Below are 26,172 nucleotides of genomic sequence, written 5' to 3' on the forward strand. Positions count from 1 at the left end.
GCTCCTCGGGCAGCCCCTCCAGGTCGGGGCCCTCGCGCAGCAGCATGAAGACCGTCTCCACCGGATTGGCACCGTGGTACGGGGCGTGGCCGGTGGCGGCGAAGACGAGGGTGGAGCCGAGCGAGAACACGTCGCTGGCGCCGGTGACGCTGCGCGAGTCCCGCGCCTGTTCGGGCGACATGTAGGCGGGCGTGCCCACGGCGACGTTGGTCATGGTGAGCCGGGTGTTCGAGACACCGGAGGCGATGCCGAAGTCGATGACGCGGGGGCCGTCCTCCACGACGAGGACGTTCGACGGCTTGAGGTCGCGGTGCACGAGCTGGGCGCCGTGGATGGACTGGAGGGCCTCGGCGATGCCGGCGGCCAGCCAGCGCACGGCGGGCGCGGGCAGCGGCCCGCACTCGTTCACTATCTCCTCCAGGGAGGGAGCGGGGACGTACGCGGTGGCCAGCCACGGCACGGCGGCACGCGGGTCCGCGTCCACGACCGCCGCCGTGTAGAAGCCGGACACCTTGCGTGCGGCCTCGACCTCGCGCGTGAAGCGGACGCGGAACAGCTGGTCCTCGGCGAGCTCCGTCCGGACCGTCTTGATCGCCACACGCCGGCCGGACGCCGACCGCGCCAGATAGACCAGGCCCATGCCTCCGGCGCCGAGCCGACCCAGCACCTCGAACGGACCGATCCGTCTCGGGTCGTGCTGCGTGAGCTGCTCCACTTGCCTGCCACCTCCCCGTCAGGGCCATGAGGGTACGACCCTGTGCCCCCTGATTCTTCCTGTCCGAGGCGGCCGTGGCGAACCCGGGGGCGGATCGGGGTGTCTCACCCCGATCCGGACACGCATGTGAGGGGCGGGCGGGGCCCGAGCGGCGCCCGGGCCGGCGGCTGCGGCCGAAGGCGGCCCTCCGTCAGGCCGCCTTCGGCTCGGCGAGGACCGCGAAGACGGCGCCCTGGTTGTCGGCGAGCACCGCGATCCGCCCGTACGGCGTGTCGAACGGCTCCTCGGTGACGCGCCCGCCCAGCCGCACGGCGTGGGCGGCGGTGGCGTCGCAGTCCTCGACGGCGAAGTACACGAGGAAGTGCGCGGGCATCTCGGCGGGGAAGGCCGGGCCGATGACGCTGCGCCCGCCGATCGCGGTCTCGTCGCTCGGCTCCTTCGCGGTGCGGGGCGACCACACGCGGTAGTCCACGGAGGGGTCGTCCAGGTCGCGAGCACGGTAGCCGAAGACCGTCTCGTAGAAGGCGTCGACGGCTTCTTTGTCGGCCGCGCGTGTGTACACCTCGGCCCAGGCGAAGGAGCCGGGGCGGCCCTGCCGCTCGAAGCCGGCGCGGTCCCGCGCCTGCCACAGACCGAACACGGCGCCCCCCGGATCGGCGACGAGCGCCGTGATCCCGGCGGAGCCGACCCGTGTGGGACCCGAGATGACCCGCCCGCCCGCGTCCTCGATCCGGGCGGTGAGGGCCACGACGTCGGCGGCGGCGAAGTAGACGCCCCACGCGGTGGGCATGCGGCCGTCGCCCTTGGGCACGAGCCCCGCGACGAGCAATCCCTCGCCGAATGCCGTGGCGTAGGGCCCGTAGGTCTCGGAGCTGTCGGCGAAGGTCCAGCCGAACAGCTCGCCGTAGAAGCGTTTGCCGGCTTCGAGGTCGGGGAGCAGCACGTCCGCCCAGCACGGGGTGCCCTCCGCCTTCGCGTCCGTCGTCGCGGCCATGGACGTGGTCCTTCCTGCGGTCGCCTCGTCGTCACGCTAATGCGGGGGCGGGAGGGGCGCAGGAGAAAGGGGGGCGGCATCCGGAGCAGGATATGCACCCTTTTGCTCCGCCGTTGCCGGGAATTCCCGGGGCGGGCGGGGTGGGGCCGCGCCCGCGCGGGGGTATCCGCCCAGGTTTTCCACAGGCTGTTAATCATCCTATTGGCGGCACGGTTCGGGGTCCGACCGTTTCCGACTCTGCCGACTTCGGTGGCATCGGGCGGCTTCTGCAGCGTCGACGGTCGCGGCTTCCGCCCTTTCCCTGATCACTCACGCACGGGGAGCCGTCGGCACGGGCAGAGGTGCCCGGAACCGCTCCGGAACGTGGCGGCGCATGTACGCGGAGGGGCGGGTGAAGGGCCGGGGAGAAGAGCGCACCCCATTTGCAGTCGGCCGAATCGCGCCCCGATCCCCCGTCGGTAAGCTGACGGCATGACAGGACAAGTACGCACCGTCGACGGCCGCGTGGCCGGTCGACGCGGCCAGGCGACGCGGCAGAAGCTGCTCGACTGCCTCAGCGAGATGCTCAGCTCCTCGCCGTACCGGGACGTCAAAGTCATCGACGTGGCCCGTAAGGCGGGCACGTCACCTGCGACCTTCTACCAGTATTTCCCGGACGTCGAAGGCGCCGTCCTCGAAATCGCGGAGGAAATGGCGCAGGAGGGAACGGGATTGACCGATGTGGTCGCCGGCCGCTCGTGGGCCGGAAAGGCCGGGCGGCAGACGGCGGAGGACCTCGTCGACGCGTTCCTGGACTTCTGGCGCCGCAACGACGCGATCCTGCGTGTGGTGGATCTCGGTGCCGCGGAAGGCGACAAGCGGTTCTACAAGATCCGCATGAAGATCCTGAACTCCGTCACCAACTCCCTGACGGACGCGGTGAAGGAACTCCAGTCCAAGAACCGCGTCGACAAGGACGTGAACCCGGCGGCGGTCGCGGGCGCGATGGTCATGATGCTGGCCGCGTGCGCCTCGCACCAGAAGGGCTTCCAGACGTGGGGCGTCAAGCAGGCCGAACTCCGGCCCCACCTCACGATGCTGGTCCACCTGGGCATCACGGGCAAGAAGCCCGCGAAGTAGCCCGACGCGCCGGCGCCTCGCGCCCGCCTCCTCTCCCCCGCGCGTCCCTGGCGGCAGCCCCACGCCCCCTGCCGGGCCCACGGGGTCCCGCACCGCCGCCCCGCACGACCTCCCCCGCACGGACGGGTTCCGCACTGCCGGCCCGTACGCTTCCCGCCGCACCGCCGCGTTCCGCCCCGCCGGTCCGCAGGCTCCCGGCCGCACACCGGGCGCGCCCGCCCGGCCCGCACACGACCCGCACGGCCACGATCCGCGTCGCCGACGCCGCACGGCCCCTTGCTGGGCGGCCGCGTTCCGCACCGCCGACCCGTACGCCCCTCCCGCACGCCGATCGTGCACCGCTCCGGCGCCTGAGCGGCCGTCTCCGCCGCTCCGAGGCACGCCCCCGCGAGGCCGGCGCCCGTGGGCGGCGAGCCCCGGGCGTCCGAAGCCCGTGAGCCGCGCGCCTCCCCGGACCGCACGCCGAGCGCCCGTCCCCCGCGAACCGCCTCCGGCCGACCCGCCCGTCGCCCGTCGCACCGGGCCCGCGGGGCACTAGCCGCGCCCGCGCGCCTTCGGCCCTGCGGAGCCTCCCGGTCCGCACACCGTGCACCCGTACGCCCCGCGCCCCCTGCGGCGTCCCCGGCGGTGCACCCCGGCGCCGGGTGCGGGCGGTCCGGGCGGATGATGGCTCTCATGGCCGACATCGCTGACTCCGCCGCCCCGGCGCCCGACGTGTTCGAGGCGACGCTGCGCTCCCTGACCGTGTGGGACAGCCCCCTGCCGTCGTTCGACCCCGCGGACGCCCCGGCCGCACCCCTGCCGCTCTTCCGCGCGTGGTTCGTGGAGGCCGCCCGCGCGGGGCAGGCCGAGCCGCACGCCGTGCACCTGGCGACCGTGGACCCGGAGGGCCGCCCCGACGTGCGCACGGTCGTCCTGCACGGGGCCGACGAGCACGGCTGGCACTTCGCCTCGCACTCCACCAGCGCCAAGGGCCGCCAGCTCGCCGCCCGCCCGCAGGCCGCGCTCGGCTTCTACTGGCCGGTCCAGGGCCGCCAGGTCCGGGTCCGCGGGCACGTCTCGACGGGCACCCCCCAAGAGGCGTACGAGGACCTCCACGTGCGGTCCACGGGCGCGCTCGCCGCGGCACTGGTGGGCCGGCAGAGCGAACCGCTGCCCTCGCCCGCGGTCCTCGCCGAGGCGAGCGAGGCGGCCTGGGAGCGGGCGCGCGCCGAGCCCGACGCGCACGCCCCGACGTGGACGCGGTACCGCGTCGAGCCGTACGAGGTGGAGTTCTTCCAGGGTGACGCCCGACGCCGCCACGTCCGGCTGCGCTACTCCCGGAACGGGGCCGGGGGCTGGGCCACCGAGTTGCTCTGGCCGTAGCCGGCAGGGCGCGGGCGGGGTGCGGTGCGCCCTCCCGCGCGCCTCCGGCGGCCCGGCGCACCCGCCGAGCCGGTTTCGTGATCCTTTTGCAACCGATTCCCTACTTGACCGGGACCCAACAATCCCCGGGGCCGTTACGCTCAGCGTCCATGGCTCCAGCAACCGACCGTCCCAGCCCGCTCCTCGGGCCGCCCGTGTACGTCGTCGGCGGCGGTCCCGGGGGGCTCGCCGTCGCCGCCGCGCTGCGCCGGCGGGGCGTGCGGGCCGTGGTCCTGGAGCGGGCCCGGCGGCTCGGGGAGTCCTGGCGCCGCCACCACGACGGGCTGCGGCTGCACACCACGCGCCGGATGTCCTCGCTGCCCGGCCTGCCGATGCCCCGCTCGTTCGGCCGCTGGGTGGCGCGCGACGACCTGGTGCGGTACCTGGAGCGGTACGCACAGGTGCACGACCTGGAGGTCGTGCACGGCGTGGAGGTCTCCCGCCTGGAGCGCGTCGGCGCCGACGGGGGCAGCCCCGGTTCGTGGGTGCTGCACGCCACCGGCGGACGCCGCCTAACCTGCCGGGCCGTGGTCGTCGCCACGGGCGGCGACAGCGCGCCGCTGCTGCCCGACTGGCCGGGCCGCGGCGACTGGCCGGGCGAGCTGCTGCACGCGGCGGCGTACCGCAACCCGGCCCCTTACCGCGGCAAGGACGTGCTGGTGGTCGGCGCGGGCAACAGCGGCGCGGAGATCGCCGTGGAGCTGGCCGGGGGCGGCGCGGCCCGGGTGCGGCTGGCCGTCCGCACGGCGCCCCACATCGTGCGCCGCTCGGTGGCGGGCTGGCCCGCGCAGGCCACCGGCGTCCTGGTGCGGCGGATGCCCGCGTGGCCCGCCGATCCGCTGCTGCGGCTGCTGGAGCGGGCGACGGTGCCCGACCTCGGGCCGTACGGGCTGCCGCGGGCGACGACCGGGCCGTGCACGCGGGTCCGCCGCGACGGGGCACTGCCGGTGCACGACACGGGTCTGGTGGAGGCGGTGCGCCAGGGGCTGGTCGAGCCGGTGGCGGCGCTGGAGTCCTTCACCGGCGACGGCGAGGCCGTCCTGTCCGACGGGACCCGGCTGCGGCCGGACACGGTGATCGCCGCGACCGGGTACCGCCCCGCGCTGGACCCGCTGGTCGGCCACCTCGGTGTCCTCGACCCCACCGGCCGCCCCCTCGTGCACGGCTCCAGGACCGCTCCCGGCGCCCCGCACCTGTACTTCACCGGCTTCACCCGCCCCGCCGGCGGTGCGCTGCGCGAACTCGCCCTGGATGCGCGGAAGATCGCCAAGAAGCTCGCCGCGGTCGCGCCGGTTCCCGCGCCGCGCGCGGCCCCCGCGGCCGACGCACCCGCCCCTCGGGGCCCGCGGCCCGCGTCGATGCCCCCGGTGAGCCTGCCCCGCTGAACCCGCCGGGCCCGCTCCCGCGCGGGGACCGGGTGGTCGCCGCGGGCGCGCCAGGCATGCGTTGTTACTGACGGGGTATCAGTTCCGTGCGAACGGACTGGCGTTACGTCAGTGACCTGTCGGAGCGGGATGCGCGGGCGGGAGTGCGGAGCGATGCTGGGATCGACGCACGGCACCTTCACCACCGGTCCCCGGGGGCGCGCGAGCGCCCTTCGCGGACGGGACGCCGCGGCCGGCGGCAGCGGCGAACGGGACGTCGGCGGGCGCCCGCTGAGCGTCCCGGCACCCGACCCGCAGGGGCTCGCCCGCCCCGGCGTGGGCGTCTTCGGGACGCCCCGGCGCGACCTGGACGGGCCCGGTGTCGCGATCGTCTCGCGGTGCGCCGAGCTGACCGCCGCGGCGGGCTCCGTGCAGGAGCTGGGCGTGCGGGTCGCCGACCGGGTCACGGTCGGACCGGACGGCACGGTCGGCGACTTCGTCGCGTACTTCGCGGAGCGGGCCGACGTCGGGGTGGTCGCCCTGCACCTGGAGGGTGTCCGGGAGGGGCGGGGGCTGCTGCTCGCCCTCGACCACGCGGCCCGCCGCGGTGTGCCCGTCGTCGCCCTCACCGCGGCCGGCGACGGCGCCGACCCCGTCATGGAGGCCGCGCTGCGGCAGGTGGGCGCCGTCCTGGTCGACGCGCCCGACCGGCTCCTCGACACCGCGACCCTGTTCGCCCGGGCCCCCCGGCAGACCGGCGGACCCGCCGGGGGCGACCGTGTCGCCGTGCTGCCGACGCGGGCCGGGCGGCACCTCGCGGGACTGGCGGCGGCCGCCGGGCTGCACCCCGTCCTCCAGGACCTCGACGCGGCTCTGGCCGACCCCGCCGTCGCGGTGGCCGTCTGCCCGGTCCCGTCGGCCGACCCGCCCGCGACCGACATCCTCGCCCGGGACCTCGTCGCCGCCGCGGAGCGCGCCGACAGGCCGGTGTGCGTGGTCTGGGGCTCCCCTCCGGGCACCGAACCGGCCTACCGCGACACGCTCCTCGGGTCGTCCCGCGCGGTCACCTTCCGCACGTACGGGAACTGTGTCGCGGCCGTCGGGGCGTACCTGGCCCACCGGCGCTTCACCGCCCCCTACCGCTCCCCCTTCGACGAGGCTCCGCGGACGCCGTCGCCCTCCCTGCGCAAGGCCCGCCTGCTGCTGGAGTCGGCGGCCCCGCACGACCGGCGGCTCAGTGAGCACGCCGCCAAGCAGATCCTGCGGACGTACGGGGTCCGCGTGCCGCGCGAGCAGTTGGTGACGAGTGCCGCGGCGGCGGTGCGGGCGGCGGGCCAGGTCGGCTACCCGGTGGTGCTGAAGGCGTCCGCCCCCCGCCTCGCCCAGCGGGCCGAGCGCGGCCTGCTGCGGGTCGGGGTGACGTCCGCGGGGCAGGTGCGCGAGGCGTACCGGGAGATCGCGGCGGCGGCCCGCCGCGAGGGGGTCGCCCTCGACGGCGTCCTGGTCGCCCAACTCGTCGCGCGGGGCGTCGAGCTCACCGCCTCGGTGCGGCACGACGAGCGGTTCGGCCCGGTCGTCTCCGTCGCACCGGGCGGGCGGCTGGCCGCCCTGGGCGGGGCGGTGGTGCGCGTCCCGCCGTTCGGTGAGGCGGCGGCGCGCGCCCTGGTCGACGCGCTGCCCTGCCGGGCGCTGCTGGGGGACGTCGACGCGCTGGTGGAGGTGCTGCTGCGGATCCAGCGCCTGGCCCTGGAGCTCGGCGACGACCTCGTGGAGCTGCGCGTCGATCCCCTGGTGGTCGGGGAGCGCGGGCGGGGGGCGGTGGCCCTGGACGCCGTCGCCGTCTTCGCCACGCCCCCGGGGCCGGGGCGCGCGCCCGCCCCGTGATGCGGGCGGTGCCCGCCCCGCGGGGCTCGGCTCCGGCCGCCGGGGGGCAGCGTGCGCCGGGGGATGCACCGCCGGCGCTCCACCGGGCCCCGGTGCCCGGGGGCGCCGCGCCACCGGGGTGCCGGTGCCTGTGCCTGGGGGTGGCGGCCCGCTCGTGCGCGCCCCGAGCACGGCACGGCGGCCGCCACCCGCCACGGCGCGCAGTCCCGCCGGTGCCCCCGTACGGAGACTGCCACCGTGTCACGACCCGTACTCGCCGAGCGTCAAGCTCTCGGCGTCCCCTCGCCACGAATCGCTGATCCCAGGGTGATCAGACCGCGACGGCTCGTCAACAGGTATGCGCCGAAACAACCGTTACGCGGTATTCGTGACGGCGCGCGGCGGCCTGTAGGCACCGGGCTCACGGACGACGGGCGGGAACACCGGCGCGTTCCTGTCCAGCTCGCACCAGATGCGCTTGCCCGCCCCTTCCGGCTGCCAGCCCCACCGGTCCGCGAGCCCGTCGACGAGCTCCAGTCCACGGCCGTGGGTGTCGCCGCCGTCCGCGTGCCGCTGCTGCGGCGGCACCGCGCTGCCGTCGGCGACCTCGACGCGGACGATGCCCGCCCCGGCGCCGCCCGGCCCGAACAGCAGCCGCAGCACGGCCGGACAGCCCGTGTGCACCACGGCGTTGGTCACCAGCTCGGAGACCAGCAGCACCAGCGTCTCCGCCAGCGGCTCGTCGGCCGCTATGCCCGATCCGGCGAGCCGGGACCTCGTCCATCTACGGGCTCGGCCCACGTCGGCGGGATCGGGTCCGATCTTGATCTGCACCTGAAGCACCTGCACCGCTCACACCATCCGAACCGGCGGACACATCGCCTCGCGCCTCACAGTCTTCGTTGCGGGACAGCATGGTTGACGTACAGTCACCGCAACAAGCGCTTCAGGCATATTCCCGCGCGAAGGAGTACGGGTAGTGCATACTGTGCGACGCTCACGCCGGGCAGTCGAACGCGAGGGCGTGCCGCACCCCAGTGCCCCACCGCCGCGCGGTCGCCACGGAGGGCACCGGAGCCGGGCGGTCCGCTCCGGCGCGCGACGGGCACGGGCCGACCGCGGGCACGACGGCCCTGACGGTCACCGCCCGTCACCGAACCCGGGCCGGCGCCCGCCGCCGGGCCCGTCACCGACGCTGCCGCCGGTCCCGCCGCCCGCGCACCGACCGCCCTGCCGTCCGTCTCCTCCGCCCCACCCGCCGTTCCCGTTCCGTCGCGCGGCGGTGGGGCCGCGGGGGCGCTCCTGGTTCCGCCCGGGCGTCCCCCGCGCCCGCCCGGCAGGGGCGTCACGGCAGCATGAAGTACCGCGCCAGCGCCGCGACCGCGTCCTCCTCTGCCACCCGCCCGTCCGCCCGTGCGTCGAGGGACGCGGCGGCCTGCGCCGCGGTGCCGCCGGGCACGCCGAGCACGCGCAGGGCCCGCTCCAGGCCGGCCGTACCGGTCCCCCCGCCGCCGTCGTCCGTCAGGGCGAGCACGGCCCGCACGAAGGGCCGGGCGATCTCCGCGAACCGGTCCGGGTTGTCGTGCAGCCGCTTCACCGCGCCGTGCGCGAACTCCTCGTGGCTGACCCGCTGGTCCCCGTCCACGTCGGCGATGCCCGCGAGGCCCTGCCAGAACGCCTCCGCGCCGTACGCGAGCGCCTGTCCCCGGTCGGAGCGGTGCGGCACGCCGAACTCGGCGAGCAGGCGGCCGGCCGCCGTCGTGAAGTCCTCGCGCGAGATGTACCCGCTGCCCTCCTGGTCCAGCGCGGCGAACCGGGAGGCGATCCGGCGCTGGTACAGCTCCTCTGCGTCGTCCATGCCGGGAGCGTACGACGGGAGTACAGGGGTTCGGGAGGCGCAGGGAGGCGCACGGCCGGTGCACGCTCCGCGGCGTCAGGCGGTGAGGGTGCCCGGCCCGTCCGCGACGCCGCCGGTGGCCGCCGGCACGTCGGGGTGGACGTCGAACAGCCGGCGCACGCCGAGCGCCGCGAGCACCCGGTTGACGTGCGAGCCTTCCACGGCGCCGCGCGCCGGGAGTATCAGCCGCAGCGCGCCCCGGCAGGAGTGCAGCAGCCGCCGGGCGGCGATGAGCACCCCGACACCGCTGGAGTCGCAGAAGCGCACCCCGGACAGGTCCAGGACGAGGTGGTGGCACCCGTCGGCCACCACGTCGTGCACCCGGCGCCGCACCACGGCCGAGGAGACCAGGTCCAGTTCTCCGGAGATGTGCAGGACCGCCCAGTCCCCGTGCTCGGCCCGCTCCACGCTCAGCATCAAGTGCCGCACCTTTCCGCCCGCACGTGCCGGGCCTCCGCCAGGCCGCTCTTCCCGTCCCCGCTGCCCCATCCTGCCCGACCGAAACGCCCCGGGCGCAAGGTGGCCGCTTACCCGCCCCCGGCGGACCGCCGGGCCGCGGCTCTTCCGCAAAGCCTCGTGCACCGCGGTGCGCGCCCTCTACATTCGGAGGATGGGGAAGGACACACCGCCGCGCTGGGACCGCCGGATGCAGCAGCGGCTGGCGCGGGGCGAGGCGGCCGCGCTGGGCGAGCTCTACGACCGGTACGCCTCGCTCGTCCACCACACCGCCCACCGGGTGCTGGAAGACCAGGAGGCGGCCGACCAGGTCACCCGCGAGGTGTTCGGGTACGTGTGGGAGAACCCCGACGCGTTCGACCCACGCCAGGAGGGGTCCCTGCGCTCCTGGATCGCCCGCATCACCCGCCGGCAGGCCGTGTACCGGCTCCGGCAGAGCGGCGCCCGGGAACTCGCCGAGCGGGGCGACGCGTCCGCGGAGGAGACGGAGCGCCTGGAGCAGCGGGTGCGGCGGGCGGCGGTGGCGGCGCGCGCCGACTACATCGTCACGTCCATGCCGGCACCGCTGCGCAGGGCACTGGAACTGGCCTATTTCCAGCGCCGCGACTACCGGCAGACGGCGGCGGACCTCGGCGTGACCGAGGACGAGGCGCGGCGCCGGCTGCGCCTCGGCCTCCAGCTGCTGGCCACGGCACACACCCGACCCTTGGACGGGCCCCCGCCGCCGGGCGGTGCGGGGCGGTCGCTGTGAGCGGGCCGACGGGCGGGGACGGCCCCGCGGAGGAGCGCGGCGGGCCGGTCGACGGCACGGCCCGGGTGCCGCCGCCCCGGCAGCCGGCCGACGACCACCCGGCCCCGGAGCCGGCGGTGGAGCTTCCCCACGGCGTCCTCAGGTCCCTCCTCGGGGCGTGGGCGCTGGCGGCGTGCTCCGCCGAGGAGACGGCTGCGGTGGAGGCCCACCTGACGGAGTGCGCGCCCTGCGCCGACGAGGCCCTGCGGCTGCGCGACGCGGTGGCGCTGCTGCACAGCGAGCGGGGCCTGGACCTGGACCCGCTGCTGCGGTCCAGCGTGCTGGAGAACTGCCTGGGCCGCCGCCCGGCCCGCGTCCCGGTGCCCGCGTGGGCGGGGCCGTACGACGCCGAGACGGCGCGTCTCGACGCGCTGCTCCAGGACTTCGGCGAGCCGGAGTGGCACGCGCCGGTGCGGCTGCGGTGGTTCGAGGGCGACCGGCAGGTGCAGCGCCGCACCTCGGTGGCCGCGGTCATCGGCCATCTGCTGGCGGTGGACGGCCTGGTCGCCGCGGCGCTGCACCTGGGCGACCCGCTGCCGGAGGCGCCTTCGGAGCCGTGCGGTCCGGCGGAGCGGACGGAGGCGTTCTGGCGGTCGGGCGGCCGCCCGCCCACCCGGGCGGTGCGGGGGCCGTGGCGGGAGCAGGCTCACACCCTCGTGCGGACGGTGTCCTTCGCGGGGCGGGGCGTGGCGGAACTGCCCGTCGGGTACGGCGGTTTCACGCTGCCGCTGAGGGACGCGTTCCTGGACCGCGCCTTCGAGTGCTGGATGCACGCCGAGGACATCGCGGACGCCGTCGACTATCCGTACGAGCCGCCGGCGGGGGCGCACCTGCGCGGCATGGTCGCGCTGGCCGCCGAACACCTGCCGGGCGTGCTGGCGGAGCGGCGGCGTGCGGGTCTCGCCGCACCACCGCGGGGCCTCGTGGCGGCGGGGGCGCCGGGGCGGTCCCTGCACCTGGAGATCGAGGGCGCGGGCGGTGGTGACTGGTACGTCGCGCTGGACTCGCCCGCGGCCACCGGGTCGCCGGACCGCGTGGTCGCCCAGGTGGCCCTGGACGCGCTGGAGTTCTGCCGTCTCGTGGCGGGGCGGGTGACGCCGGAGGAGGCGGCCGCCGGACAGGCGGGCGACCGGGAGGCGGTCAGGGAGGTGCTGTACGCGGCGGCGTCCATGAGCCGCATCTGACGCCCGCGACGGGTGGGGCACGTGCCCGCCCCCGGGCCGGGCTCCCGCGCGGGGCTCCGGAACGGGCAGGGCGCCCCGCCTCCCTGCCGTGGCGGAGCGCCCTGCGGCCTGCCGGTCCGCTCCGTGCGTCCGGACGCTGTGCCGGTCTGCGCCGTGTTCGGCCCGCGGGCCGCGGGCGGTTCACGGACCGTCGGCACCCGGTCCACGGGTGGTCCGGGTGCGCTGGTCCGCGGCCCCGGGGCGCCCGGCCCGCGGTCCGCGGCCGGTCCGGCGGGTGGGCCGGTGTGCGCTGCGGGTCAGCAGCGGTTCGGTACGCCCCCGGTGCTGTCCCCGCTGAGGGCGATGGCCGTGACGTAGCCGTTCTTCTTGGGCCAGGGCCGGTCGATGAGCACCCACTTGCTGCTGGTGTATCCCTCGAGCGTGACCTTCTCGCCGTAGGTCCAGCAGATCGCGCTGTAGGTGTAGCCCGGCGACACGTAGCTGAGGATGGCGCTGCCGGTGTTCGGTGTCTCCCGGACGTTGGCCCGCAGCCAGGCATGGACCTGGGTGTTCAGGACCTGTGCGGGTGCGGCGGCGGGCTCAGCCTGCCGGGTGTCGGCCGCCTGGGCGCCGGTGACGCTCATGGCGAGCAGGGCGGCGGCTCCCGCGGCGGCGGCCGCGGCCTTGCGTGTGGTGCGCATGACATTCCCCTCGGCGTCGGTCCGTACGTTCGTGCGCCATCCTCGCGGGGGCGGACGGCAGGCGGTAAGGCGTCTTTCTGCCCCGGTCCTCGGAGGGGCCCCCTTGACGTGCCCCGTGCCCGCCGGGCGGGATCGGAGGCGGCCGACGGCCCTGCTCTTGCGTGGGCCGTACACGCTTCGGGGTCCGCGTGCGGCTTCCCGGCGGCACGACTGATGCACGGCAATGAGCCATGAAGCACCCGCATCACGTCACACCAGCCACAGGAATCCCCGACTCCGGTGGCCGAACCCAGACAAAACGATCCAGCCGGGCCAACGGAACCGGCCGTTGCGGCCGCGTCAGGGCTCCGCCCGCAGATCCTCACGCATGACCGCTCGCCGGGCGAAGCACGTCGTCGCGCCTGGTGCCCCCGCGGACAGCCGTCACCGTCCCGGCGCTCGCCGCGCGCGCCTCGACGCCGCACGGATCCGAGTGCGCGAGGCGCCTCCTCGGAGGCGTCGACCGTCGGCTGCGGCGCCGTCAACGCCCACCGGCGCAGCCCTCCGCACGGTTCGGAGGCGTCCCGGGAGGCCTGACGGCGACCTCGCTGCCGCGGACCCGGCGGCGGGCGGCGCGGGGCTCCGGTCCACGACCGGGGCCAGAACGCCGAACGCACCATCCCGTGAAGGGCCGCGCATCGTGGCCGAGGGACGCCCGGAGGCGTGGAACACCTGGGGAGCCCGGGACGCCTGGACGCGCGGAACGCCTGCGGAGTCCGTAGGAAACCCGGTGTGCCGGGCCGTGGGTGGTGCGGCAGGAACCGCTCCGCACGTGCGGGTACGGCGGCGGCGCCGTGGGAAACTCCCCCCGTTCACGGGGGGAGCGCGTCAGGCGAAGACGACGGTGCGGGTGCCGTTGAGGAGGATGCGGCGCTCGGCGTGCCACTTGACCGCGCGGGCGAGGGCCTGGCACTCGACGTCGCGTCCCACGGCGACGAGCTGGTCGGGGGTGACCTCGTGGCCGACGCGCTCGACCTCCTGCTCGATGATCGGCCCCTCGTCGAGGTCGGCCGTCACGTAGTGGGCCGTCGCACCGATCAGCTTCACCCCGCGCACATGCGCCTGGTGGTAGGGCTTGGCGCCCTTGAAGCTCGGCAGGAACGAGTGGTGGATGTTGATGATGCGGCCGCTGAGCTGCTTGCACAGGTCGTCCGACAGGACCTGCATGTACCGGGCCAGCACCACCAGCTCGACGTTCTCCGACCGGACCAGCTCCAGCAGCTGGGCCTCGGCCTCCTGCTTCGTGTCCTTCGTCACCGGGATGTGGTGGAACGGGACATCGTACGACGCCACCAGCTCGGCGAAGTCCGTGTGGTTGGAGACCACCGCCACGACGTCCACCGGCAGCGCGCCGATCCGTGTGCGGAACAGCAGGTCGTTGAGGCAGTGACCGAACTTCGACACCATGAGCACGACCCGCATGCGCTCGTCGGCGCGGTGGATCTGCCAGTCCATCGCGAAGGAGTCGCCGACCGCCGCGAAGCTGGCCCGCAGCTTGTCCACCGTGACCGGTGCTTCCGCGGAGAAGTGCACCCGCATGAAGAACAGGCCGGTGTCGCGGTCCCCGAACTGCTGACTGTCCTCGATGTTGCATCCCGTGATGAACAGGTAGCTCGACACGGCGTGCACGATGCCCTGCTTGTCCGGGCAGGAGAGGGTGAGGACGTACTGGTCGGTCATCCTGGCAGGATGCCACATTCGCCGGGGCCGGCCCGCACCGTGTCCGCTGGACGGGACCGGGGCCGGGGCCGGGCGGAGCCGGGCCGCGCGGGGGGGGCCGCCGCGGACCGGGGAGGGCGTGAGGCCCGAGCGGGACCGAGCGGGGCCACGAAGGTCACGGCCGCGACCGCGATGCCGCCCCGACCCCTTCGCTGTGCGCGCCCCGGTCGGAGATCCCAGGGGAGCCGGACCGCCGCGCGGGAGACCCCGTGGCCCGGAACACGGACGGCCCGGCGGGAAGAGGCCCCGGCGGGACATGGCGGGACGCGGCGCGAAGGCCGCCGCCGGGGACGGGCGGGAGGCCCCGGGTGCCCGGCTAGCGCGCGCCCGTCGTGATCCGCAGGGCCTCCAGGGTCCGCGGCGGCTCCTCCGGGTCCTCCCCGTCGTTCGCGGCCAGCAGCACGTGCGCCTCGCGGGCCGCCCGTACGGCCTCGGGCCAGGCCGGGTGGTCGAGGAACGCCGACACGGGGGCGTCGGCGCCGACCTGGTGCAGGATCCGCAGGACGCGCAGCACCGCCGCGTCGACCAGGGCCGCCTCGCCCGAGTCGCGGAATATCGTCCCGACGTACTTCTCGGCGGACCAGTTGTCCAGCCAGGTGTCCTCCACCAGCCGGTACACGGCGTCCGTGACGTCCCCGTACCCTTCCCTGCCCGCCAGCCAGCACTCCTCGTGGAAGCGGGTGTCGGAGAGCATGTGCAGCGCCGAGCGGACGTTCGCCCGCCAGCGCCACCACGGTATGTCGTTGAGCGGCATGCCGCCCATGGTGGAGGAGCGACGGCCGCGACGGGAAGAGTTCATCATCGTTCACCTTGTGGCCTCGGTCCTTGCGGAACCGGGCCCGGAGGAGCTATCGGCGCACGTGCCGACCGGCGTCCGGCACTTCGCGATCGTAACGTCCCCGCCGTGCGGGGCCGCGCCCGGCCACCGGATCCCGCAATTCACCGGGGCGTCACCCCCTGTTGAACCACGCACACTGCACCGTTACCCATGAGGCGGAAGTGTGCGTGTTCATGACCGGTACCGGCAGGCGACGTATCCCCACCTCTGTCACGTCCGCGGCCGCGGCGACCCTCGCGCTCGTCATGGCCTCCCTCCTCACCGGCTGCGGTGCACTCCCTGGAGCCACGGGGGGCTCCAGGGAGCCGCTCACGGTGATGACCTGGGCCCCCGACAGCACCAAGGCCACCAACATGCCCGGCATGCCCGCCATGGCCGAGGCGTACGGCCGCTGGATCAACGAACAGGGCGGCATCAACGGGCACGAGCTGCGTGTGCTCACCTGCAACGAAGGAAACTCCGCCGCCGGCGCCGCCGCGTGCGCCCGCGAGGCGGTGAAGGAAGGCGCGGTGGCCGTCGTCGGATCGTACAGCCAGCACGGCCGCGCCTTCATGGCCATCCTGGAGGCGGCGAACATCCCCTACATCGGCGGCTACGGCCTGTCCGACGAGGAGTTCACCAGCCACCTCTCCTACCCCGTCAACGGCGGTCAGATCGCCCTCCTCGCCGGGAACGGCATGCAGCTCGCCGACTCCTGCGAACGGGTCTCCCTCGTCCGGCCCGACACCGTGGCCGGCGACGCACTGCCGCCCCTCCTCAACTCGGGTCTCGCACAGGGCAGTCACCAGCGGGCCATCGACATCCCGGCCGCCGACGACGCCGGCGAGTACGCCGCGGTCGCGCACCGCTCCCGCAGCCGGGCCGGCGACGAGGGCGGCTGCGTCACGGCCGCCCTCGGCGAGCGCACGGCGCACTTCTTCGACTCCTTCCGGCGGCTCCCGTCGGACGGCCGGGAAGTGCGGGTCTCCTCCGTGCTGGGCAGCGTCGACCAGCTGCTCGTCGACCGTACGGGCGGCGCCTCCGGCCCCTTCGAGGGCGCCTACATCACCGGCTGGTACCCCGACGCGGGCGACCCGCGCTGGGACCCGATGAAGGAGGTCATCCAGCAGCACGCCTTCGGCGACAACCGCATCGACCCGGCGGACGCCGGCGTCCAGACCACGTGGATCGCCTACACGGTGCTGCGCAAGGCCGTGGAGGCCCTGGGCGACGACGAGGTCACCGCGGGCAGGGTCGCGCTCGCCCTGGACCGCGGCCTGCGGGTGAACACCGGCGGCCTCACCCCGGACCTGCGCTGGCGCTACGAGGACATGCTGGGCACCCCCGGCTACCCGCGGATCGTGAACCCCGAGGTGACCTTCCAGGTGGTGCGCAAGGGCCGCCTCGTGGCGCAGAAGTCCGGCTTCGTCGACGTCGGCCGGACCCTGCTGGGCGCCCGCTCCTGACCCGCTCGCGGTCCCGGGCGGACCGGGACCGCGACGGGCCGCCTACAGCTGGGTGGGCTGCCGCTTCGTCAGGCCGTACGTCTCGGCGATGCCGTTCCAGAGACGTGCGGCCTTCTGCTTGGCCGCGGTGGCCTCACCGCTCGAACGGGACGCCTGCGCGGTGTGCTTGGTGCGCTGCGCCTCGCCGTCCTTGCAGTACTTCGGCTTCTTCACCTGCACGGCCCAGGCCGCGTAGTGGTCGTCGGCGGTCGCCGACGCCTGCCACGCCTCGGTGAGCGACGTGCCCAGCGCAGCGTGGTCCGGCAGCTTGTCGATCTCGATGGCCTTGAGCCGCGTCACCAGCTCACGGCGCTGGGCGGCTGCGGCCTTCAGGTCGGCGGCCGCCCGGTCGAGGTCCTTGCACTGCTTGATCTTCTCCACGGAGCTGATCACCGAGGCGCGGCTGGCCCCGCTGTCGGCGAGCAGCTTGTCCAGCTCCCCGGCCTGCTTCTCCGCCGGGTCGACGGGCTTCTCGGACGGGGAGGGCCCGGCGGAGGGGGCCGTCTCCGGGGCGGACGCGGCGGCCGACACGGCGGCGCCCGCGTTGCCGGTCCTGTCGTCGGTGTCACCGCCGCTCATCAGGGCGCCCGCGCCGAGGCCGATGACGGCGCAGCCGACGACGACCGCCGCGCCGAGCGCCAGCTTCGAGGAGCGGCGGCGCGGCTCGGGTCCCTCGTCGTAGGCGTCGGCGTGCTCCCCGTACGGGGCGTGCTGCTGCCTGCCGTACGGCTGCTGCCCGTAGCCCTGCTGCGGGGCGGCCGGGGGCAGGCCGGAGTCGAAGCGCGGGATCTGCTGCGTGGCGCCCGGCGCGTCGTCGCGGAAGAGGTTGTCGAACTCCGCCGGAGGCCCGGGGGGCCCGGTGTGTCCGGTGACGGGCGGTATGTACTGGGTGGCCTCGGCGTCCGGGCCCCCGGGCGGCGGCTGTGGAGGCCGGCCGGCCTGCGGGGGCCGGTGGGACCGGCCGGGCTGCGGCGAGCGGTGCCTGGCCGCGTAGCCCGTACCGAGGACCTGGGTGGACTCGGCCGGGCTCTCCGGCGGCGCCGGCGGGACCGCCCGCAGGTACTGCGTGGCGGGGTCCCCGCCATCCTCCGGCTGCTGCGGCGGCGCCTGGTGCTGCTGCGGCTGGTACGGCTGAGGCTGATGCTGCGGAGGCCGGCCCTGATGCTGCTGGGGCGGCTGGTACGGCTGTGGCGATTGCTGCGGAGACTGGCCCGGAGGATTCTGAGGCGATTGCTGCGGAGGCCGGCCCGGAGGTTGCTGAGGCGGATGCGGAGGCTGGCCCTGGTGCTGCTGCGGCTGGTGGGCCTGATAGGGCGGCTGATGCTGCTCCGCATGCTGCTGCGGCTGGTACTGCTGCTGGTGCGGGGGCTGCTCCTGCGGCTGAGGAGTCCCGTACGGCCCGGGTTGCTGCGGGGGCGGCGGCCCCCAGGGCTGGCCGGGGGGCTGACCCCACGTCTGGCCCTCCTGGCCATGTCCGCTCTGCGTCACCGGGACTCCTACGTGTGAACCTACGGAAGCGTCGGCTCACGCTACCGGGTGTATCGCCGCCCCCGCACACAGGTGTGTCACGTACCACGGCGAACCGGTCCAACCCGCCCCGCCGGGGCTCCCGTTACACCGGCTGCGCCTCCATCCGGGCCGCGAAGTCCCGCACCGCGGGCTCGTCCCCGTACGGTTCGAGCCGGTGCCGCAGGTCGTCCAGGTACTCCGCGCCCCGCGACGACCGCACCCCCGCCAGCAGCTCCGCCGCCCGGGTCCCCGTGTGGCACGCCTGCTCCACCTCGCGCTGCTGGACCTGCGCCGCGGCCAGCAGCAGCATGCCGATCGCCCGTCGCCGCGCCCGCCCCTCCGGATGCCCGTCCAGGGCGTCCCCGGCCGCCCGCGCCGCGGCCTGCGCCTGGCCCAGGTCCCGGTGGCAGTGGGCCAGCTCGTCGGCCAGGTACGCGTGGTCGAAGTGCGCGATCCACACAGGGTCGTCACCCGCCTCCGGGTCCGCCCGGTCCAAGGCGGCCGCCGCCCGCCCCGCCACGTCCTGGCAGGCGCGCGCGTCGCCCAGCAGGGCGTGGCCGCGGGCCTCGGCGGCAAGGAACATCGCCTGCGCCCGGGGGGTGGCGTGTCCGCGGGCGCCCTCCTGCGCGGCCCGCGCCAACTGGGCGATCTCCCGCGGGTTGCCGAGCTGCGCGGCGAGGTGGCTCATGGACGCGGCGAGCACGTAGCCGCCGTACGCCCGGTCGCCCGCGGCCTGGGCGAGGCGCAGCGCCTGGATGTAGTACCGCTGCGCCAGGCCCGGTTGGCCCGTGTCGACCGCCATGTACCCGGCGAGCTCGGTCAGCCGGGCCACGGCCGCGAAGAGCTGGCGCCCGACGGCGTCCCGGTAGGACCCGGCGAGCATCCCCGACACCACGCTGTTGAGGTAGTGGACCACCACGGGTCGCACGTGGCCGCTGCCGAACCGGTGGTCGAGCTCCACGAGCGCGTCGGTCATGGCCTGCACGGCCCGCACGTCCGAAAGCCCCACGCGGGCACCGGCGTTCCGGGCCACGGACGCGTCGGGGGCGGTGATCAGCCAGTCGCGGCTGGGTTCGACGAGCGCGGACGCGGCCACGGCGGAGCCGGACAGGAAGTCCCGGCGCCCCACGTCGCTGCGCCACAGCTCGCAGACCTGCTCGACGGCGCCCAGCACGGTCGGCGAGAACTGCAGGCCCACCCCGCCGGCCAGGTTCTTGCCGTTCGCCATGCCGATCTCGTCGATGGTGACGGTCCGGCCGAGCTTGCGGCCCAGAGCCTCGGCGATGATCCCGGGCGCGCGGCCCCGCGGTTGCTGTCCGCGCAGCCAGCGCGCCACCGAGGTCTTGTCGTACCGCAGGTCCAGCCCGCGTTCCGATCCCACCATGTTGACGCGGCGGGCGAGCCCGGCGTTGGAGCACCCTGCTTCCTGGATGAGAGCCTGCAGCCGTTCGTTCGGCTGACGGGCTACGAGCGGCCTCGCTGCCATGACTACCCCCTGTGGTGCCGGTGGCGATCAGTCGGTCGATCACTGCCCGGCTGATGTCCGGAGAATGCAGAACTTGGCGCTGTCATACCAAAGCATCGGTATTGCCGGGCAATACGGTGCAATACCGGGAGACGCCCGTATTGACGTGTGGTCGGATGCATCGGCCCCCTTCCCCGACGGTGGCTACCCGCCCGCGGCTCCCGCCGCCCGTGCGCGCCCCCGGACATGCACCCATGCGCCCCACATGCCGAATCGATGCATCCCGCCCTTCGGCTTTGCGCCCCGTAACCCCCGTGGGGGTGCGGAGTTGTGCTGACCGTGGAAGAGACCATCGGAGTCACGGACGCCGCACCGATCCCGAAGCAGCGCGGGGATCAGCTGCTGGACAGCGCCGTGCGGTATGCGGAAGAGCGGCACTGGGACGTGTTTCCCGGTACGTGGTTGGAGGCGGTCGAGGGCCGGGAGCACTGCTCGTGCGGTGACGCGGCCTGCCCCGCGCCGGGTGCGCACCCGGCGCGTCCGGACTGGGCGACGCAGGCGACGGGCAGCGCGGTCGCGGCCCGCAGGCTGTGGGGGAAGCATCCGAGGGCCTCGATCCTGCTGCCGACGGGGCGGACCTTCGACGTGCTCGACGTGCCGGAGTCGGCGGGCTTCCTCGCGCTGGCCCGGATGGAGCGGATGGAACTGACGCTCGGCCCGGTGCTGTGCACCCCGGACCGGCGGGTGCAGTTCTTCGTGTTGCCGGGCGCCACTGCGAAGGCGGCGGACCTGGTGCGGAAGTTGGGCTGGTCGCCGACCGGGATCGACCTCGTCGCGAAGGGCGAGGGCCACTACGTGGCCGCGCCGCCGACCCGGGTGGGCGGCCAGGGCGCGGTGCAGTGGGCGCGGCGGCCCACGCCGGCGAACCGCTGGCTGCCGGACGCGGAGGAGCTGATCAGCCCGCTGGCGTACGCATGCGGCAGGGAGGCGGCCGCGGCCCGGTCCCGGCAGGGCTGACCCCCGGCAACCGCGACCGCCGAAGACTGCCGGGTGATCCACCCGTGAGCGTACCCGTCGGTACGTAAGCTGGCCCCCGTTCACGTAGACGCACGGCGACGGGGAAAGCGAGGGGCACCGACCATGCCCGAGCATCAGAGTGAAGACATGGCGGGTGGAGCGCCGGAGGCGGCGCCGCCCGCCGTCCGCGTGGAGGGGCTCTGGAAGCGCTTCGGCACACAGGTCGCCGTCGCCGGAGTGGACCTGACACTGCCCGCGGGCCGGTTCGTCGGCCTGGTGGGCCCCAACGGCGCCGGCAAGACCACCACCCTCTCCATGATCACCGGCCTGCTCCGCCCCGACCAGGGCCGCATCGAGGTCGCCGGCCACGACGTCTGGCGGGACCCGGCGGCGGTGAAGGCCAGGATCGGTGTCCTGCCGGAGGGGCTGCGGCTCTTCGAGCGGCTGTCGGGCCGCGAGCTCCTCGCGTACACGGGCCGGCTGCGGGGCCTGCCCGGCGCCGAGGTCGACAAGCGCGCGGCGCAGCTGCTGGACGTCCTGGACCTGGCCGGGTCCCAGCACAAGCTGGTCATCGACTACTCGACCGGCATGCGCAAGAAGATCGGCCTGGCGGCGGCGCTGCTGCACAACCCGGACGTGCTGTTCCTGGACGAGCCGTTCGAAGGCGTCGACCCGGTGTCGGCGCAGACCATCCGCGGTGTCCTGGAGCGCTACACGTCGTCCGGGGCCACGGTGGTCTTCTCCAGCCACGTGATGGAGCTGGTGGAGTCGCTGTGCGACTGGGTGGCGGTGATGGCGGCGGGCACGATCCGCGCGCACGGCCCCCTCGCGGAGGTCCGGGGCGACGCCCCGACGCTCCAGCGGCGGTTCCTGGAGCTGGTCGGCGCCGAGGGCCGGGACGCGGGCGCGTCGCTGGACTGGCTGGGAGGTGCGCGATGAGCACGCGGACGCCGGCCGCCGCCCCGAGCCCGTCGCCCCCCGCCCCGTCGCTCACCTCGACCCTGGTGCGCCTCAAGCTGTCCCTGCTGCGCAACGGGCTGCGCCAGTCGTCGGGCAGGACGGCGGCCTTCGTCGTCTCCGTGGTGTTCGCGGTGCTGTTCGCGGCGGCGCAGCTGCTCGGTCTGCTGCTGCTGCGCGGTACGGACGCCGCGGCGACGGTCGCCGTGCTGTCCCTGGCCGTGCTGGGGCTGGGGTGGGCGGTGATGCCGCTGTTCTTCCCGAGCGGTGACGAGACGCTGGACCCGACGCGGCTGGTGATGCTGCCGCTGCGGGCGGCGCCGCTGGTACGGGGGCTGCTGGTCGCCTCCCTGGTGGGGGTCGGGCCGCTGTTCACGCTCTGCGTCGCGGTGGGCGCCGGCCTGTCGGTGGCGCGGGGCGCGGGCGCGGTGGCGCTGGCCGGGCCGGCCGTGCTCGTCGCGCTGCTGGTGTGCGTGGCGCTGGCGCGGGCTGTGGCCGCGGCCAACATCCGGCTGCTGACGTCCCGCAAGGGCCGGGACCTGGCGCTGCTGAGCGGCCTCGTGGTCGCGGTGGGCATCCAGGTGGTGAACTTCGGCGCGCAGCGGCTGGGCGCGGCGGGCACGGGCCTCGCCCCGCTGGAGCCCGCGGCGGCCGTGGCGCGGTGGGTGCCGCCGGCGTCGGCGGTGGCCGCCGTGGACTCGGCGAGCCGCGGCGCGTGGGCCGAGGCCGTGGCGCAGCTGCTGCTGTCGGTCGCGGCGCTGGGGCTGCTGCTCGTGTGGTGGCAGCGGAGCCTGACGAAGCTCATGACCGCCCCGGACGCGTCGACGCTCGCGGCGGCCGGGGGCGGTGCGGCGAAGCGGAGCGGCGGGCGGGGCGCCGGTCTGTGGCCGGAGGGCCGTACGGGCGCGGTGGTGCAGCGCACGCTGCGGTACGCCTGGCGGGACCCGAAGACGAAGTCGGCGTGGGTGACGTCGCTGGTGCTCGGGCTGATCATCCCGCTGTTCAACGCCGTGCAGGGAGTGGGCACGATCTACTGGGCGTGCTTCGGCGTGGCGATGCTCGGGTTCCTGATGTTCAACCAGTTCGGTCAGGACACGTCGGCGTTCTGGATGGTCGCCCTGACCATCTCCTCGCCCCGCGACGCGTACGAGGAGCTGCGGGCGCGGGCGCTCGCGCTGCTGCTGGTGAGCCTTCCGTACGTGACGCTGGTGACGGGGGTGATGGCGGCGGTGCTGGGCGACTGGGAGGCGCTGCCGGGCGCGCTCGGCCTGTCGTACGGGCTGCTGGGGTCTCTGGTGGCGCTGGGGGCGCTCAGCTCGGCGTTCTTCCCGTACTCGATCCCGCAGGACAGCGCGTACAAGAACGTGGCGCCGGGGCAGGGCGCCCTGGCGTGGCTGTCGATGGGTGCCGCCTTCGTCGGCATGACGCTGCTGACGGCGCCCGTGGCGGGCCTCCAGGCGTGGTCCGTCCTGTCCGGTCGGCCGTCGCTGGGGTGGCTCGTGCTGGTCGTGGGTGCCGTGTGGGGCGCGCTGCTGGCGTGGGCGGGCCTGCGGTGGTCCGCGACCCGCACGGCGGCCCGGCTGCCCGAGATCCTGACCGCCGTCAGCAAGGCCTGACGCCACCGCCCGGTCCGCCCGCCCCGTGCCGGGCGGCGGACCGGGGCGAGGGGCCTCAGCCGAGGCCGGCGGTCTCCGTGAGGAAGGGTTCGATCGCCGCGCGCCACGCGTCCGGCTGGTCGTAGTGGAGGTAGTGGCCCGCGTCGGGCACCTCGGCGTACCGGCCCCGCGGCAGGACCCGCACCATCTCCTGGGCCTCTGCCCGCCCCAGTTCGCCGTCCAGGCCGCGGACGACCAGGGTGGGGCAGGCGACCTGGGCGAGGGAGTCCCAGTGCGCGTCGTGGACCCAGGTCTCGCGGGCCGCCAGCATCTGGCCGGGGGAGAAGACGGGGCGCCACCCGTCGGACGACTCGGCCATGACCTCGGCGAAGAACGCGCCGCGCGCGGGGTTGGGCCGCTCCACCCGGGGGTCGTCCTCGCCGAACCACTTCCGCACGTCGGCCAGGGTCGCGAAGGGCACCGGCCAGGTGCGGAACCAGTTCTGCCACTCGCGTTGGGAGGCCGCGCCGAGCGCGGAGGCCCGCATGTCGCTGATGACGAGGGAGCGCACCAGCTCGGGGCGGTGCGCGGCGAGCTGCCAGGCGGTGAGCGCGCCCATGGAGTGGCCGATGAGGGTCACCGGGGCGAGGCCGAGGTGCTCGATCGCCGCCGCCGCGTCCTCGACGTACGCCTCGCGGGTGTAGCGCCCGTCGGCCGGTTTCTCGCTGTGCCCGTGGCCCCGCTGGTCCAGCGCGACCGCGCGGAACCGCTCGGCGAGCCAGCGGGCGGTCGTGGCCCAGTGCCCGGCCCGGCCCATCAGCCCGTGGAGGAGTAACACGCCCGGCGCCGGGGCCGCGCCGCTGTCGTCGGCTGCGCCGGGGCCCTTGGGCGGCTCGGCGAACTCCCACGCCGCGAGGCGTACGCCGTCGGCTCCGGTCAGGTCGACGCGTCGCACCATGTGACCAGGCACCCCCTTCTGTCCCGCTCGGACAACCCTGCACGCAGACTATCGAACGAACATTCGAAAGCACGGACCCTGGCGGTAACACCGCTCATTCGAGTGACCCTGCCCAGGGGTTGACCCGTGCCTCCGAGGGGAGATCTTCACCGGGAGGCGGACCACTCGGGGAGAACGGTCCGACGGGAATGACCCTGGGAGCTCGGGGCTCCGGGTCAGCACAGGGGAGGTCGGGTCCCGGTGCCGGACAACGGCGCCGGGACCCTCTCCGTCTCGGGGACCCCGGCCTTCACCGGGCACGGCGGACCGCGGCGCTGCCGCCCCGGACGCGGGGGCGCGCTTCGACGCGGACAGCGGCGGGCGCATCGGCGCTGCTCCCCTCCCCGGGCCCCGTGCCGCAGGGACCCCGGCTCGCGCACAGTCAGGACGGATGCCTGGAGCAAGCGTGGCACGCGCGGGGAACCGGCGCTGCCATTCCGCGTGAATGGCCCTTTCGAGTGGCGGGCGGACCGTCAGCGCTTGGCCACGAACACGTGCGACGCCACGTCGGCGCCCAGCTCGGCGGCCTCGCCGCCACTGCCGACGAGCACCCCGCCGGGCGACTCCGTCACGCTCACCACCGCGCCCGGCTGCACCCCCGCCCGCCGCAGCGTGTACATGAGCTGGGCGTCCGTCTGGATCGGCTCGCCGATCCGGCGGACCACCACGGTCTTGCCCCCGGCGCCGGGGTCCAGCTCGGACAGCGCGACCATGTTCTCGTCGAGGAACGGGTCGGCCTCGCCCTCCTCGCCGAGCTCCTCCAGCCCCGGGATCGGGTTCCCGTACGGCGACTCGGTGGGGTGCCGGAGCAGCTCCAGGACGCGACGCTCGACGGCCTCGCTCATCACGTGCTCCCAGCGGCACGCCTCGGCGTGGACCTGCTCCCACTCCAGGCCGATGACGTCGACGAGCAGGCACTCGGCGAGCCGGTGCTTGCGCATCACGCGGGTCGCCAGCCGGCGGCCCTCCTCGGTCAGCTCCAGGTGGCGGTCGCCTGCCACCGTGACCAGCCCGTCCCGCTCCATCCTCGCGACCGTCTGGCTCACCGTCGGACCGCTCTGGTCGAGCCGTTCCGCGATACGGGCACGCATCGGGACCACACCTTCCTCTTCCAGTTCGAGGATGGTGCGGAGATACATCTCCGTCGTGTCGATCAATCCGGACATACGTGCCCCTCCGTGCGTGTCATGCAACCTGCGCGGCCCTCCACCAATTGTGGCGCATGGCGCCGACAACCGTGCCCGGCGCGGGAACACCCGGTATTGACAGCGCAATGGTCCAGACCGCACCGTGATCCGCGACACAGAGAGAGGGAGCGACAGCGATGGGCGACGGCAATCTGGCCGGTCAGTTCTTCGACGCGGCGATCGATCTGCTGCGGCGGGCGCGGGACGAGGAGGAGCAGCACGTCGCCGCGGCGGGAGCGGCCGTCGCCGAGACCGTCGCCTCCGGCGGGCGGCTCTTCGCGTTCGGCGCGGGGCACTCGTCCCTGCCCGCCCAGGACGTGGTGTACCGGGCCGGCGGCCTGGCCCTGATGAACCTGCTCGCCGTGCCCGGCGCGGTCGGCGTCGACGTGGTCCCGGCGCCGCTCGGCTCCGCGCTGGAGCGGGTCGACGGCCTCGCCGCCGCCGTACTGGACGCCTCCCCCGCGCGCTCCGGCGACCTGCTCTTCGTCATCTCCCTGTCCGGCCGGAACGCCCTGCCCGTCGAGATGGCCCTGAACGCCCGCGCCCTCGGCCTCACCGTCGTCGGCGTCACCTCCGTGGCGTACGCGAAGGAGACCCGGTCGCGGCACGCGTCGGGCACCTTCCTGAAGGACCACTGCGACATCGTCCTCGACTCCAAGATCGCCGTCGGCGACGCGGAGCTGACCCACGAGGGCGTCGACGCCCCCTTCGCCCCCGCCTCCACGGTGGTCACCAGCGCCCTCATGCAGGCCGTGATGGCCACGGCCGCGGAGGAACTGGTGCGCCGCGGGATCGAACCGCCGCTGCTGCGCTCCGGCAACGTCGACGGCGGCCACGAGTGGAACGGCCGCGTGATGGAGCAGTACGCGGACCGCATCTTCTACCGGCGGTAGGCGCCG

The 26,172-nt window shown here is 75.0% G+C and carries 23 protein-coding genes; 11 read left to right on the forward strand and 12 right to left on the reverse strand.

Annotated features, from left to right (window positions below; genetic code table 11):
• Positions 1-715 (reverse strand): serine/threonine-protein kinase (locus BJP40_RS00990; protein WP_143065872.1); only part of this gene is annotated, 715 nt, incomplete at its 3' end.
• A gap of 190 nt (positions 716-905) precedes the next feature.
• Positions 906-1,709, reverse strand: coding sequence for a VOC family protein (locus tag BJP40_RS00995; protein ID WP_071277707.1), 804 nt, complete (start codon positions 1,707-1,709; stop codon positions 906-908).
• 471 nt (positions 1,710-2,180) lie between these two features.
• Here BJP40_RS00995 and BJP40_RS01000 point away from each other — a divergent pair, with 471 nt between their 5' ends.
• From BJP40_RS01000 to BJP40_RS01015, 4 genes are all read left to right on the forward strand, one after another.
• Complete coding sequence (locus tag BJP40_RS01000) at positions 2,181-2,828, forward strand: TetR family transcriptional regulator (RefSeq protein WP_071277708.1); 648 nt, start codon at positions 2,181-2,183, stop codon at positions 2,826-2,828.
• Between the two features lie 675 nt (positions 2,829-3,503).
• On the forward strand, positions 3,504-4,193 hold the full coding sequence (locus tag BJP40_RS01005; protein ID WP_071277710.1) for a pyridoxal 5'-phosphate synthase: 690 nt from the start codon (positions 3,504-3,506) through the stop codon (positions 4,191-4,193).
• A 149-nt stretch (positions 4,194-4,342) separates the two neighbouring features.
• Positions 4,343-5,617, forward strand: a complete 1,275-nt coding sequence (locus tag BJP40_RS01010; protein WP_079170827.1) for an NAD(P)/FAD-dependent oxidoreductase — start codon at positions 4,343-4,345, stop codon at positions 5,615-5,617.
• Positions 5,618-5,770: 153 nt separating this feature from the next.
• On the forward strand, positions 5,771-7,480 hold the full coding sequence (locus BJP40_RS01015; protein WP_071277713.1) for an acetate--CoA ligase family protein: 1,710 nt from the start codon (positions 5,771-5,773) through the stop codon (positions 7,478-7,480).
• 354 nt (positions 7,481-7,834) lie between these two features.
• On the opposite strand, the gene BJP40_RS01020 is transcribed toward BJP40_RS01015, so the two are convergent.
• The 3 genes from BJP40_RS01020 to BJP40_RS01030 form a co-directional block, all read right to left on the reverse strand.
• A complete protein-coding gene (locus tag BJP40_RS01020) occupies positions 7,835-8,308 on the reverse strand; it encodes an ATP-binding protein (protein ID WP_071268688.1) in 474 nt (157 codons plus the stop codon).
• A gap of 496 nt (positions 8,309-8,804) precedes the next feature.
• A complete protein-coding gene (locus BJP40_RS01025; protein WP_071268689.1) occupies positions 8,805-9,317 on the reverse strand; it encodes an EF-hand domain-containing protein in 513 nt (170 codons plus the stop codon).
• Positions 9,318-9,392: 75 nt separating this feature from the next.
• Complete coding sequence (locus tag BJP40_RS01030; protein WP_071268690.1) at positions 9,393-9,773, reverse strand: STAS domain-containing protein; 381 nt, start codon at positions 9,771-9,773, stop codon at positions 9,393-9,395.
• A gap of 193 nt (positions 9,774-9,966) precedes the next feature.
• On the opposite strand from BJP40_RS01030, the gene BJP40_RS01035 reads away from it, so the two are divergent.
• The gene (locus BJP40_RS01035; protein WP_071277716.1) at positions 9,967-10,563 is read left to right on the forward strand and encodes an RNA polymerase sigma factor; all 597 of its coding nucleotides are present in this window, start codon (positions 9,967-9,969) and stop codon (positions 10,561-10,563) included.
• A complete protein-coding gene (locus BJP40_RS01040; protein WP_071277719.1) occupies positions 10,560-11,786 on the forward strand; it encodes a zf-HC2 domain-containing protein in 1,227 nt (408 codons plus the stop codon). Before BJP40_RS01035 ends, BJP40_RS01040 begins: the two co-directional genes overlap by 4 nt.
• A gap of 296 nt (positions 11,787-12,082) precedes the next feature.
• Here the strand turns inward: BJP40_RS01040 and BJP40_RS01045 are convergent, their stop codons facing one another.
• From BJP40_RS01045 to BJP40_RS01055, 3 genes are all read right to left on the reverse strand, one after another.
• The gene (locus BJP40_RS01045; RefSeq protein ID WP_071277722.1) at positions 12,083-12,466 is read right to left on the reverse strand and encodes an SH3 domain-containing protein; all 384 of its coding nucleotides are present in this window, start codon (positions 12,464-12,466) and stop codon (positions 12,083-12,085) included.
• A gap of 867 nt (positions 12,467-13,333) precedes the next feature.
• Positions 13,334-14,185: a formyltetrahydrofolate deformylase gene (purU, locus tag BJP40_RS01050; protein WP_071268694.1), complete on the reverse strand. Its 852-nt coding sequence runs from the start codon at positions 14,183-14,185 to the stop codon at positions 13,334-13,336.
• Positions 14,186-14,540: 355 nt separating this feature from the next.
• Positions 14,541-15,023, reverse strand: coding sequence for a hypothetical protein (locus tag BJP40_RS01055; RefSeq protein WP_079170829.1), 483 nt, complete (start codon positions 15,021-15,023; stop codon positions 14,541-14,543).
• A gap of 212 nt (positions 15,024-15,235) precedes the next feature.
• On the opposite strand from BJP40_RS01055, the gene BJP40_RS01060 reads away from it, so the two are divergent.
• The gene (locus BJP40_RS01060; protein ID WP_071277789.1) at positions 15,236-16,507 is read left to right on the forward strand and encodes an ABC transporter substrate-binding protein; all 1,272 of its coding nucleotides are present in this window, start codon (positions 15,236-15,238) and stop codon (positions 16,505-16,507) included.
• A 42-nt stretch (positions 16,508-16,549) separates the two neighbouring features.
• On the opposite strand, the gene BJP40_RS01065 is transcribed toward BJP40_RS01060, so the two are convergent.
• Both BJP40_RS01065 and BJP40_RS01070 read right to left on the reverse strand, forming a co-directional pair.
• Positions 16,550-18,034, reverse strand: coding sequence for a hypothetical protein (locus BJP40_RS01065; RefSeq protein WP_071277728.1), 1,485 nt, complete (start codon positions 18,032-18,034; stop codon positions 16,550-16,552).
• Between the two features lie 124 nt (positions 18,035-18,158).
• The gene (locus tag BJP40_RS01070) at positions 18,159-19,541 is read right to left on the reverse strand and encodes a transcriptional regulator (RefSeq protein ID WP_071277731.1); all 1,383 of its coding nucleotides are present in this window, start codon (positions 19,539-19,541) and stop codon (positions 18,159-18,161) included.
• Between the two features lie 309 nt (positions 19,542-19,850).
• Between BJP40_RS01070 and BJP40_RS01075 the strand changes: the two genes are divergently transcribed.
• The 3 genes from BJP40_RS01075 to BJP40_RS01085 all read left to right on the forward strand — a co-directional run bounded on the left by BJP40_RS01075 (position 19,851) and on the right by BJP40_RS01085 (position 23,110).
• The gene (locus BJP40_RS01075; RefSeq protein ID WP_071268698.1) at positions 19,851-20,537 is read left to right on the forward strand and encodes a bifunctional DNA primase/polymerase; all 687 of its coding nucleotides are present in this window, start codon (positions 19,851-19,853) and stop codon (positions 20,535-20,537) included.
• A gap of 123 nt (positions 20,538-20,660) precedes the next feature.
• Complete coding sequence (locus BJP40_RS01080) at positions 20,661-21,476, forward strand: ABC transporter ATP-binding protein (RefSeq protein WP_071277734.1); 816 nt, start codon at positions 20,661-20,663, stop codon at positions 21,474-21,476.
• Positions 21,473-23,110: a transporter gene (locus BJP40_RS01085; protein WP_071277737.1), complete on the forward strand. Its 1,638-nt coding sequence runs from the start codon at positions 21,473-21,475 to the stop codon at positions 23,108-23,110. Before BJP40_RS01080 ends, BJP40_RS01085 begins: the two co-directional genes overlap by 4 nt.
• Before the next feature lie 55 nt (positions 23,111-23,165).
• On the opposite strand, the gene BJP40_RS01090 is transcribed toward BJP40_RS01085, so the two are convergent.
• Positions 23,166-24,047: an alpha/beta fold hydrolase gene (locus tag BJP40_RS01090; RefSeq protein WP_071277740.1), complete on the reverse strand. Its 882-nt coding sequence runs from the start codon at positions 24,045-24,047 to the stop codon at positions 23,166-23,168.
• Between the two features lie 512 nt (positions 24,048-24,559).
• Positions 24,560-25,252 (reverse strand): metal-dependent transcriptional regulator, encoded by a 693-nt coding sequence (locus BJP40_RS01095; RefSeq protein ID WP_071268702.1) that lies wholly within the window; start codon positions 25,250-25,252, stop codon positions 24,560-24,562.
• 158 nt (positions 25,253-25,410) lie between these two features.
• Between BJP40_RS01095 and BJP40_RS01100 the strand changes: the two genes are divergently transcribed.
• Positions 25,411-26,166, forward strand: a complete 756-nt coding sequence (locus BJP40_RS01100; protein WP_071277743.1) for an SIS domain-containing protein — start codon at positions 25,411-25,413, stop codon at positions 26,164-26,166.
• Positions 26,167-26,172 lie beyond the last annotated feature (6 nt).

Source organism: Streptomyces sp. CC53 (assembly GCF_001865245.1).
Taxonomy (GTDB): Bacteria; Actinomycetota; Actinomycetes; order Streptomycetales; family Streptomycetaceae; genus Streptomyces.